Raw genomic sequence first — 11,343 nt, forward strand, 5'->3', positions numbered from 1 at the left:
ACTCGGACGTTAGGGAATGGGGCGTTACGGCCTGTGCGCCGCGGCGGGCGGGGCAGCATCGGGGAGGCTGCATTCGCCGTTGCCGCAGCAGTTCTCGGTCAGGAACCCGATCAGCGCGTACATGCGCGCATAGTCGGCGCGCAGCCGGATCACCCGGCCCTGGCGTTCGTCGCCGATCAGGCTGGCGCCGCGCAGCACATGCAGATGCGCGGTCAGCGTGGCCGGCGCCAGCCCCAACGCGGCGCGCAGTTCGCCCACCGCCATGCCGTCCGGGCCGGCCTGGACCAATGCGCGGTAGGCGGCCAGGCGGTGCGCGTGGGCCAGGGCGCGCAAGGCGGAAACGGTGCTGTCGGTGTCCATCGTTTCGATAATTCCAGAAATTACGAAATGGGGCAAGCTGGATTGCCAGGAGAGGGCGCCATGCATGCCGGGACGGCGTGATGTCGGAAAGCGGTACCAGCGGCACGTCCTCAACTCTGCGCCGACCATGATCTGGTCGGGCAGCCGACACGGCGCGTCACCAGGTCGGCAGCTGTTCGTCTTCGCCGCTACATCAATGCTTTCCCTGCTGGACGCCGCAATGCAACTCGACTGTGCTGCGAACGTTGCCCAGGCCGCCCAGCGAACATGCGCTGCGCGCTTATGTCGCGTTGGCATCGTGCGAGTGGCCGACTAGACTGCCGCGGTGATCCGTCGCCGCCAGCCGCTATCGTTCTGGGCACTGCTCGCCACGCTGGCGATCGTGCTGATGCTGACCGCGCCGCTGTTGAGCCGCTGGCAGCAGGCACGGTCCAGTGCCTGGACCGACGCGGGCGCCGGGGCGCTGTGCAGCAGCCGCGGATTACAGGCATCGCCCTCGCTGCCGATCGCAATGGTGGCGTCGCACGCAGGCGCGCACGACGACGGCGGCATGTCGCACGAGCAGGCCTGCGATTACTGCCTGCTCGCGGCGCGGCTGCTGCCGTGGGTGGCGTTGTTGCTGGTGCTGCTGCCCTGGCTGCGGCCGCGCCTGCCGGCCGCGTCGCGCAGCATACGGATCGTGAAGGCCGCGCCCTGGCGCGCTCACGCCGCGCGCGGACCGCCTCTGTTCTCCTGAACCACGAGTTGGCTGTTCTTTCGTGCCGCGGCATCGCCGCGGTACGTCTTCGTGCTGATGGAGCCATCGATGATCCGTTTCTTTTCCCTGCCGCGGATGGCGGCGTACAGCTGCGTGTGTCTGGCGGCCAGCGCGACCGCGCCGACACGCGCGGCCGATAGCGGCGTGCAACTTCCCCCCGGCGATTCCGCGCTGACCCTGGGCAAGGTCCAGGTCACCGCCCAGCCCCTGTCCGCGCCGGCCGCGCGCAGCGTCCTGAGTTCGGTGGACATCCTCGGCGGCGACCTGCTGCAGGACCAGCACGTGGACTACAGCTGGGAGCTGCTGATGCGCGCGCCCGGCGTGCAGGTCACCCAGTTCAAGATGGGCACCGATGCCGGCCGCTTCTCGTTCCGCGGCTTCAACGGCGAAGGCCGGGTCAACGCGGTCAAGCTGCTGATCGACGGCGTGCCCAGCAACGACAATGCCGGCGGCATGCCGTACCTGGACGCGGTGTTTCCGCTGGATATCGCCGCGATCGAGATCGTGCGCGGCACCAACGATCCGCGCTACGGATTGAACGCCATCGCCGGCAGCGTCGATGTGCTGACCCGCAGCGGCGGCAACGACGGCCGCGCCAGCGTCACCGCCGGCAGCTTCGGCACGCGCGAGGTGCAGGCCAGCCAGGGCATCGAGCGCGGTAACTGGAGCCAGAACTACTTCGCCGCCTGGCGCGACAGCGATGGCTATCGCGCGCATGCCGACGCGCGCAAACGCGCCTTCGCCGGCAAGTGGTTCTACACCGCGCCGGACGCCGCCTGGCGCGCCGGGCTCAGTGCGCGCTACTACCGCAACCAAGCGCTGGAAGCGGGCTATCTGGACGACGCCAGCGCGCAACGCGCGCCGCGCAGTTCGCCGGACTATGCGCGCGACGACCGCAGCGAACGCCAGACCGGGCAGGTGAGCCTGCATCTGGACGCGCAACTGGCCGATGCCGTGCAGGGCAGCGCCAAGCTGTACTGGAATCGCTACCAGAACCAGCGCTGGGTGCGCTTCACCGCCGCCGGCGCGCAGCAGGAGCGCGATACCGACGAGACCCAGCGCGGTTTCCTGGCCAAGGCGACCTGGCGCCCCGAGGTGGACGGGGCGACGGCGTTCGCGCTGGAAGGCGGCATCGACGGGCAATGGCAGGACAACGCCTCGCAGCGCTATCGCACCGTGGCGCGGGCACGCTCCGCGCCGCTGCGCGATTGGGATTTCGATCTGGACACGCGCGGCGCCTACGTGCAGGCGGTGATCCGCCCGTTCGAGCGCTTGCAGCTGGTGCCGGCCTATCGCGTGGATCGGATCGACGGCAGTTTCCGCGATTGGCTCGGCGGCGTGCGCTACCCAGCCTACGCCTACGGCACGATCAGGCAGCCCAAGCTCAGTGCGGTGTTTACGCTGACTGCGCAGACCAGCGCCTATGCCAACATCGGCCGCACGTTCCAGATCGGCAGCGGCAACGGTGCCTACCGCAGCCAGCCGGGCAACCTGGCGCCGTCGTACAACGACGGCTGGGAGGCCGGACTGAAGTTCGCCGACGCCAGGCGGCTGGATGCGCGCATCGCGTACTGGGAGCAGCGCGCGTCCGACGAGGTGGCGACCATCCTCGGCGTCGATGGCACGGTCGGCAGCGGCGAGGTCGGCAACGTCGGCAAGACCTTGCGCCGCGGCTGGGATGCGCAGCTCAACCTGCGCGCGGACGCACGCTGGACGCTGTGGCTGGCGTATTCGCGGCAGCGCGCGCGCATCGTCACGCCCGATCCGAGCGCACCGGCGACGCGCGGCAAGGAGATCGAGAACGTGCCGCGCTATCTGGCCAGTGCCGGCGTCGACTGGCAGGCCACGCCGCGGCTGAAACTGTCGGCCTGGGGCAATGCGCAAGGCAACTATTACGTCGAGCGCAGCAACACGTTGGGCCGCTACGGCGGCTACGCGCTGGCCAACGTCGGCGCGACCTGGGCGTGGCGCGCGCAACGCGAACTGTCGCTTCAGTTGAAGAACCTGACCGACCGCCGCTACGTCTACGCCTGGTACGACAGCGGTTCGTCCGGCTACTCGCCGGGCGACGGCCGCGCGCTGTACGCCAGCCTCGGCTGGGGTTGGTGATGGCCACGCCGATGGCCGCGCCCAACCCGACCGCGGCGGCGCCGGCGCGTTTCTACCGCGCGGTGTGGCGCTGGCATTTCTACGCCGGCCTGCTGGTGCTGCCGCTGCTGGCCTGGCTGGCGCTGACCGGCGCCGCCTTCGTCTACCAGCAGCCGATCGACGGCTACTTCCATCGTGCGCTGAAGACGGTGCAGGTGCCGGCGCAGGCCCGGGCCGTCGCGCCGCAGCGGCTGCTCGATGCGGCGCTGGCGGCGCAGCCGGGACAGGCGTTGCGCTACACCACGCCGCTGCGCCGCGACGCATCGGCGGAGGTGACGGTGGGCACCGCCGATGGCCGCCGGCTGGTGGTGTACGTGGATCCGTACCGCGCGCGCGTGCTGGGCAGCCTGCCCGAGCACGGCACGGTGGCATGGACGATCCGGCGCCTGCACAGCCTCGCCCTGGTCGGGCCGTGGGCCAGCGCGCTGATCGAAGTGACGGCCGGCTGGGCGATCCTGCTGGTGCTGACCGGCGTGTACCTGTGGTGGCCGCGCGGCCGCCGCGGCGGCGTCACGACGGTGCGCGGACGGCCGCCGCAGCGAGTGTTCTGGCGCGATACGCATGCGCTGACCGGCAGCGTGGTCGGAGCGATGCTGCTGTTCCTTGCGCTGACCGGCATGCCGTGGTCGTGGTTCTGGGGCGCGCAGGTCAACCGCCTTGCCAATGGCCATCACTACGGCTATCCGGCCGGCCTGCGCGTGGACCTGCCGATGTCCACGCAGCGCCTGAGCGATGCAGAGGTGCCGGCCTGGTCGCTGCGCCAGGCGCGCTTGCCGCAGTCGCAGCTGCCGCAGGCCGCGATGCCGATGCCGATGCCGGCGGCGGAGGATGCGCGTTCTGCATCAGACGTAGCGGACAACGGCAACGGTGCGCATGCAGAGCATGCGGGGAACACGGAGCATGCCGCGCACGGCGCCATGGCGATGGATGCGATGGATGCGATGGCGCTGCAGCCCGGTGCGATCGGCCTGGACGCGGCGGTAGCGCGGTTCCAGGCGCGCGGTATCGCCGCCGGCTACGGCGTGGCGCTGCCGCGCGGTGCGCGCGGCGTGTACACCGCGTCGGTGTATCCATCTGACCTGGCGCAGCAGCGGGTGATCCATCTCGATCAGTACAGCGGCAAGGTGCTGCTGGACATGCGCTACGCCGACTACGGGCCGCTGGCCAAGACCTTGGAATGGGGCATCAACGTGCACCTGGGGCAGCAGTACGGCACCGTCAACCAGTTGCTGCTGATCGCCTCGTGCCTGGGCATCTTGCTGTTGTGCGGCAGCGCCGCACTGATGTGGTGGAAGCGGCGGCCGGCCGGCGGGTTGGGCGTGCCGCCGCTGCCGGCGGACCGGCGCACCTTGCGCGGCGTGCTCGCGCTGCTGGCGATCGGCGGCGTGCTGTTCCCGCTGGTGGGGGTGTCGTTGTTGTTGATGCTGGCGCTGGATTGGTTGCTGGTGCTGCGGCGGGAGTGAAGTGGTGCTGTTTGGACGCACGGATACGGTCAGCTCACTGGTGGTGCTGTGGAAGACATCGGTCTCAATGACATCCGAGTCCGGGAGGTTCCTCGTTCCGCTCGTCGCGACTGAAGTCGCTCCCACAGGGGGCTCGCGGTCGGCTCATCGGGTGCACTGCGGGAGATACTTCAGTCCCGACGGCATCCCGAAGCCGGAAGGCTCGCCGCTCCGTTCGTCGCGGCTGAAGCCGCTCCTACAGGCAGCTGCGCGAGGCGCCTGCTGGGTGCACTGTAGGAGGGACTTCAGTCCCGACCATACCTATCCGAAACCGGAAGGTTCGCCGCTCCGTTCGTCGCGGCTGAAGCCGCTCCTACAGGAGGGCTACGCGAGGCGCCTGCTGGGTGCAGTGTAGGAGGGACTTCAGTCCCGACCGTATCTATCCGAAGCCGGAAGGTTCACCGCTCCGTTCGTCGCGGTTGAGACCGCTCCTACAGGACGCTGTGCGAGGCGCCTGCTGGGTTCACTGTAGGAGGGACTTCAGTCCCGACCGTATCTATCCGAAGCTGGAAGGCTCGCCGCTCCGTTCGTCGCGGTTGAAACCGCTGCTACAAAGCGCTGCGAGTAGACCGGCTGGTGCACGTGAGGGGACTTCAGTTCCGACGGCATTCGAAGCCGGACGGTCTATCGCTTCGTTCGTCGCGACTGAAGTCGCTCCTACAGGGGCGTGCGGTGGCCTGTGAGGCCCCGCGGCATGCGTCGCCACACAGACTCAGACATCCTCGTGGATGCCGCACTCGCGCTTGAGGCCGAAGAAGCGGGTGTCTTCCTCGCGCATGCCCGGTTCCCAGCGGCGGGTGGTGTGGAAGTCGCCGATCGACACGTAGCCTTCCTCCCACAGCGGGTGGTAGGGCAGGCCGTGCTGCTGCATGTACTGCCACAGGTCGCGGTCGCTCCAGTCGGCGATCGGGTTGATCTTGTAGCGCTCGCCGCGCTTCTGCACGAACGGGGTTTGCGCGCGGCTGTCGGACTGGCTGCGGCGCAGGCCGGTGAACCAGGTGCCGACCTTCAGTTCGTCCAGCGCGCGGCGCATCGGCTCGACCTTGCGCAGGTTGTTGTACTGCTCGATGCCGACCATGCCCTGTTCCCACAGGCGGCCGTGGCGCGCCTCCATCCAGGCGCGGCTGACCAGCGGCCGGTACACCTTGAGGTTGAGCTTGAGCCGGTCGCTGAGCGCGTCGGCGAAGCGGTAGGTCTCGGCGAACAGGTAGCCGGTGTCGATCAGGATCACCGGGATCTCCGGCAACTGCTGGGTCAGCAGATGCAGCGTCGCCGCCGATTGCGCGCCGAAGCTCGACGACAGCGCGGCCTCGGCCGGGCCGTGTTCGAGCGCCCAGGCCACGCGCTGCACCGCGGTCATCGGCGCCAGCAGCGCGTTGACCGCGTCGAGGTCCCATGCCGTCGCCGGGGCGTTGGCGGAGTCGTGTGGGGCGGAGGCGGGCAGGGCGCTCATGCGTGCAGTTCCGAAGGAATGAGATGGCGGTGGGTGGGATAGGCGGGCAGGTCGACCAGGCCGCTGCGGTGCAGGAAATCGCCGAAGCCTTCGTCGGCGTCGCGTTCGCCGGCATAGCGCGCGAACAGCGGGTCCAGCGCGTCGAGGATTTCCGGCTCGGTGATGTTCTCGCGGTACAGCGTGTTCAGGCGCTGGCCGCGGTGGTCGGCGCCGAGCATCAGGTTGTAGCGGCCGGGCGCCTTGCCGACCAGCGCGATTTCGGCCAGGTACGGCCGCGAGCAGCCGTTCGGGCAACCGGAGATGCGCAGCAGGATCGGCGCCTCGCGCAATCCATGCCGGTCCAGCAACGGCTCCAGCTTGCCGGCGAGGTCGGGCAGGTAGCGCTCGGCCTCGGCCATCGCCAGGCCGCAGGTCGGCAGCGCCACGCAGGCCATCGCCGCGCGCGCCAGCGCGGTGCGCGCCTGGTTGCCGGCGTCCAGCGCATGCGCGCGCACCAGGGTGTCGACCGCCTCGCGCTGCGCGGCGGGAATGCCCGCGATGACCAGGTTCTGGTTGGAGGTCATGCGGAAATGCGCGCCATCGCCGTCGCGCTGCAGCAGTTCGGCGATCTCGCGCAGGCCGCTGAGGTGGCGCGCGCCGGCGTCATGGTCGGCGATGCGCCCGGCCGGCAGCGACAGGGTCAGGTGCGCGCGGCCGTCCTCGCCTTCGCTCCAGCCGTAGCGGTCGCCGTTGTGCGCGAAGGAAAACGCGCGGGTCGGCTGCAGCACGATGCCGGCGCGGCGCTGGATCTCGGCGACCACGACATCCAGGCCATGGTCGTCGATGGTGTACTTGAAGCGCGCGCGCTTGCGCACGGTGCGGTTGCCGAGGTCGCGCTGGGTGGTGACCACGGCGGTGGCGACGTCGAGCAGCTGGTCGCGTGCGATGAAGCCGATCACGTTGGCCACCCGCGGGTAGGTCTCGGCGTCGCCATGGGTCGCACCCATGCCGCCGCCGATGCTGACGTTGTAACCGGCCAGTTCGCCGTCGGCGCCGGCCACGCCGATGAAGCCAAGATCGTTGGCGAACACGTCCACGTCGTTGATCGGCGGCAGCGCGAAGCCGATCTTGAACTTGCGCGGCAGGTAGGTGTCGCCATACACCGGTTCGTCTTCGCGGCCGCTGCCGGCCACCTGCTCCTCGTCCAGCCAAATCTCGTAGTAGGCGCGGGTGTTGGGCAGCAGGTGCTCGGACACCCGCGCCGCGTCGGCGTACAGCGTGGCGTGTGCACGCGAGGCCAGCGGGTTGGCGGCGACCTGCACGTTGCGGTTGACGTCGCCGCACGCCGCCAGCGTGTCGATCAGCGCGGCGTTGATCGCCTGCATCGTCGCCTTGAGCTCGCGCTTGATCACGCCGTGGAACTGGAACGCCTGGCGCGTGGTGACGCGCAGCGAATGGTTGCCGTAGGTGGTGGCGATGGCGTCGAGCTTGAGCCACTGTTCCGGGGTGATCACTCCGCCCGGCGTGCGCGTGCGGATCATGAACTGGTAGGCCGGTTCGAGCTTCTGCCGGCGCCGCTCGTCGCGCAGGTCGCGATCGTCCTGCTGATAGCTGCCGTGGTACTTGATCAGCGTCTGATCGTCCTCGCGCAGCGCACCGGTCACCGGATCGGCCAGGCTCTGCAGCAGCGACCCGCGCAGGCGGCGGCTTTCGGCTTTGATGTCTTCGACGGAGTGGCTCATGGCAGCTGGGATTCGGGATTGGTGATTCGGGATTGGCAAAGCGGACCGACAGGTGAGCACGGCAGGAGATCGCAACACTCCAGAAATGCGCTCTTGCGAATCCCCAATCCCGAATCCCCAATCACAGCCTCAATAGACATCGCGCGCATACCGCCCCTCCCGCTGCAGCGAGGTGAGATAGGCCGCGGCGTCTTCGGCGCTGTGCGCGCCGTGTTCGACCACGATCTGCTGCAGCGTGGCGTGCACGTCCTTGCCCATGCCGATCGCGCCGCACACGTACAGGTGCGCGCCGTTCTGCAGCCAGTCGTAGACGTCACGGCCGTGTTCGTGCAGGCGTTGCTGCACGTAGACCTTGTGCGGCAGGTTGCCGTCGCGCAGCGGCTGCACGTCGCGCGAGAACGCCAGGTCCAGCCGCTGCAGTTCGCCGCTGCGCAGCGCCTGCTGCCACTCGGCCTGGTACAGGAAGTCCTGGTTGAAGTGGCGGGCGCCGAAGAACAGCCAGTTGCGGCCGCCGGCGCCGCTCTCGGCGCGTTCCTGGACGAAACCGCGGAACGGGGCGACGCCGGTGCCGGGGCCGATCATCAGGATGTCGCGGCTGCCGTCGGCGGGCACCCGGAAGCGTTCGTTGGGTTCGATGTAGACCGCGGCGCTGTCGCCTTCGGCCAGGGCGGCGAGATGGCCGCTGGCCGCGCCGCCATGGGCGTGGCCGTGCGCCTGGTAGGCCAGCACGTCGACGGTGAGGTGGACTTCCTCGCCGACCCGCTTGCGGCTGGAGGCGATCGAATACAGACGCGGGGCCAGCGGCCGCAGCGCGTCGAGCAGCGCGCTGTGGTCCCAATCCGCCGGCCAGCGTCGCAGCACGTCGATCACCTGGTGATCGTCCAGCAACGCCGCCAGACCGGCGGTCTGGGTAGGGTCGAGCAGCTGGTCCAGCGCCGGCGCGGCTGAGCGACGGGCGACCGCGGCCAGGAACGGCCGCGATGCCCGGGTCAGTTCGCGATGCGCGGCGAGCCACTCGTGCAGGGGCAGAGTTTCCGCATCGACGGTGACGTGCGCATGACCGTCCAGTCGCGTCGCCGTCAAGACCGCCTCGACCAGCGCCGGCGGGTTGCGGTGGCGGATGCCCAGCGCGTCGCCGGGCTCGTAGTGCAGGCCGCTGCCGGCCAGCGACAGCTCCAGGTGGCGCACGTCCTTGTCGGCGTCGCCATGCGCGGCATAGCGCGGGCCCTTGAAATCGCGGCCGCTGATGCGCTGGTTGGCCAGCACCTCGGCGGCGAACGGGCGCGCGTGGCTCCAACTGGCGCTGGCGGCGCCGCGCAGCGGGGTCACCGTCGCCGACGGCGCGGCCGCGCTCTTCAGCAATTCGCGCGCCTGCGCCAGCGCCTGCGTGCGCCACGGCGTCGCCACGGTGTCGATGTCCAAGTCGGCCTCGCCCAGCGGGACCACCCGCTGCGCGCCGAGTTCGGCCAGGCGCGCATCGATGCGCTTGCCGATGCCGCAGAAGTCGGCGTAGCTGGAATCGCCCAGGCCCAGCACCGCGTACTTCAGCTCGGGCAGCTTGGGCGCGCGCCGGCCCTGCAGGAACTCGACCAGGCCGATCGCATCGTCCGGCGGATCGCCTTCGCCCTGGGTGCTGATGACCACGTACAGCAAACGCTCGTTGGCCAGTTCGCGGGTCGGGTAGGCATCGGCGCGCAGCACCCGCACCGTCAGCCCGGCCGCTTCGGCTTCGGCGGCCAGCTGTTCGGCGGCGCGGCGGGCATTGCCGGTCTGGCTGCCGTAGACCACGCTCAGCCGCTGCGCGCCCTGGCCGGCCGCCGCACCGCCCGGCAGCACCGCCAGCGACGGCGGCGCATGGCCCTGGCCCTGGGCCAGGCCGGCGGCATAGCCGGACAGCCACCACAGGCTGGCCGCATCCAGCCCCTCCACCGTCCGCGCCAGCAGCGCCTTGCGCTCGTCGGGCAAGGGGCTGGGCGGCAACGCGGGCGAGGCGGCGGTCATGACCGGTCCAGTGGGAAGAAGGGATGACCGATGTTAGGGATCCGTTGCGCAGCGCAGAAAGGAGCAGGGGTTATCGGCTTATGCCCCCCGCTTATTTCAGTGCCCGCCTGGCGCATCACACACTGCCGGCCCCGGTCGCCCCAGGCGCCGCGGGCGCTGCTACCCTCGGCACATCCCTTTCCAAAGAGCCTCGCGTTGTCCCCGATGCAGTCTTCCGCCCTGTCCCACCTCGACCGGCTCGAGGCCGAAAGCATCCACATCCTGCGCGAGGTGGCGGCCGAGTTCCGCAATCCGGTGTTGCTGTATTCGGTCGGCAAGGACAGCTCGGTGCTGCTGCACCTGCTGCTGAAGGCGTTCGCGCCGGCGCCGCCGCCGATCCCGCTGCTGCACGTGGACACGCGCTGGAAGTTCCGCGAGATGATCGCGTTCCGCGACCGCCGCGCCGCCGAGACCGGGGTGGACCTGCGGGTGCACATCAATCCCGACGGCATCGCCCAGGACATCGGCCCGTTCACCCACGGCGCCACCGTGCATACCGACGTGATGAAGACCCAGGGCCTGAAGCAGGCGCTGGACCAGGGCAGGTTCGACGCGGCGATCGGCGGCGCGCGCCGCGACGAGGAGAAGGCGCGGGCCAAGGAGCGGGTGTTCTCGTTCCGCAACGACAAGCATCGCTGGGACCCGAAGAACCAGCGCCCGGAACTGTGGAACCTGTACAACGCCCGGGTCCATGCCGGCGAGAGCGTGCGCGTGTTCCCGCTGTCCAACTGGACCGAACTGGACATCTGGCTGTACATCTACCGCGAGTCGATTCCGGTGGTGCCGCTGTATTTCGCGGCCGAGCGCCCGGTGGTGGAGCGCGACGGCGCGCTGATCCTGGTCGACGACGCGCGGCTGCCGCTGCGCGAGGGCGAAGTGCCGCAGTTGCGGCACGTGCGTTTCCGCACCCTGGGCTGCTACCCGCTAACCGGCGCGATCGAATCGCAGGCCGACACGCTGGAGAAGATCATCGCCGAGATGCTGCTGGCGACCTCGTCGGAGCGGCAGGGGCGGGTGATCGATCAGGATCCGGGCGCGTCGATGGAGAAGAAGAAGCTGGAGGGGTATTTCTGATGGCTATTCATGCGGGACTCGGGACTCGGGACTCGGGACTCGAAAAAGCACCGGAACTTGAGACCCCAGATTCGGCCGTTGGGCGACTGTCTGCGTCCGGCGCGGACTCTCAGTTCGCGGAATCGTCCGAGTCCCGAGTCCCGAGTCCCGAGTCCCGGGGGGGGGGGGGGGGCGCCCCCCCCCCCCCCCCCCCAAACCCCCCACACAAAACCCACGGGCGCGGGAGAACCAACGGCAGCGGCGGCCACGCCGCGGGGCCCGAGGAGGGGGGCCGGCGGAGGACCGGCC

The 11,343-nt window shown here is 69.8% G+C and carries 8 protein-coding genes; 4 read left to right on the forward strand and 4 right to left on the reverse strand.

Annotated features, from left to right (window positions below; translation table 11 throughout):
* Positions 1-24: 24 nt before the first annotated feature.
* The gene (locus J2Y70_RS06160) at positions 25-360 is read right to left on the reverse strand and encodes a helix-turn-helix domain-containing protein (RefSeq protein WP_309914638.1); all 336 of its coding nucleotides are present in this window, start codon (positions 358-360) and stop codon (positions 25-27) included.
* 325 nt (positions 361-685) lie between these two features.
* Here J2Y70_RS06160 and J2Y70_RS06165 point away from each other — a divergent pair, with 325 nt between their 5' ends.
* From J2Y70_RS06165 to J2Y70_RS06175, 3 genes are all read left to right on the forward strand, one after another.
* Positions 686-1,096: a DUF2946 family protein gene (locus tag J2Y70_RS06165; RefSeq protein WP_309914641.1), complete on the forward strand. Its 411-nt coding sequence runs from the start codon at positions 686-688 to the stop codon at positions 1,094-1,096.
* A gap of 69 nt (positions 1,097-1,165) precedes the next feature.
* A complete protein-coding gene (locus tag J2Y70_RS06170; RefSeq protein WP_309914643.1) occupies positions 1,166-3,226 on the forward strand; it encodes a TonB-dependent receptor in 2,061 nt (686 codons plus the stop codon).
* Positions 3,226-4,728, forward strand: a complete 1,503-nt coding sequence (locus J2Y70_RS06175; protein ID WP_309914647.1) for a PepSY domain-containing protein — start codon at positions 3,226-3,228, stop codon at positions 4,726-4,728. Before J2Y70_RS06170 ends, J2Y70_RS06175 begins: the two co-directional genes overlap by 1 nt.
* Positions 4,729-5,479: 751 nt before the next feature.
* Here J2Y70_RS06175 and J2Y70_RS06180 read toward each other — a convergent pair.
* The 3 genes from J2Y70_RS06180 to J2Y70_RS06190 form a co-directional block, all read right to left on the reverse strand.
* A complete protein-coding gene (locus J2Y70_RS06180; protein WP_263395500.1) occupies positions 5,480-6,220 on the reverse strand; it encodes a phosphoadenylyl-sulfate reductase in 741 nt (246 codons plus the stop codon).
* Complete coding sequence (gene cysI / locus J2Y70_RS06185) at positions 6,217-7,953, reverse strand: assimilatory sulfite reductase (NADPH) hemoprotein subunit (RefSeq protein ID WP_309914734.1); 1,737 nt, start codon at positions 7,951-7,953, stop codon at positions 6,217-6,219. The genes J2Y70_RS06180 and cysI overlap by 4 nt, the downstream gene beginning before the upstream one ends.
* Positions 7,954-8,070: 117 nt before the next feature.
* Positions 8,071-9,942: an assimilatory sulfite reductase (NADPH) flavoprotein subunit gene (locus tag J2Y70_RS06190; protein ID WP_309914651.1), complete on the reverse strand. Its 1,872-nt coding sequence runs from the start codon at positions 9,940-9,942 to the stop codon at positions 8,071-8,073.
* Positions 9,943-10,146: 204 nt separating this feature from the next.
* On the opposite strand from J2Y70_RS06190, the gene cysD reads away from it, so the two are divergent.
* Positions 10,147-11,055, forward strand: a complete 909-nt coding sequence (gene cysD / locus J2Y70_RS06195; RefSeq protein ID WP_309914654.1) for a sulfate adenylyltransferase subunit CysD — start codon at positions 10,147-10,149, stop codon at positions 11,053-11,055.
* The last annotated feature ends 288 nt before the right edge of the window (positions 11,056-11,343 follow it).

Source organism: Xanthomonas sp. 1678 (genome assembly GCF_031455575.1).
Taxonomy (GTDB): domain Bacteria; phylum Pseudomonadota; class Gammaproteobacteria; order Xanthomonadales; family Xanthomonadaceae; genus Xanthomonas_A.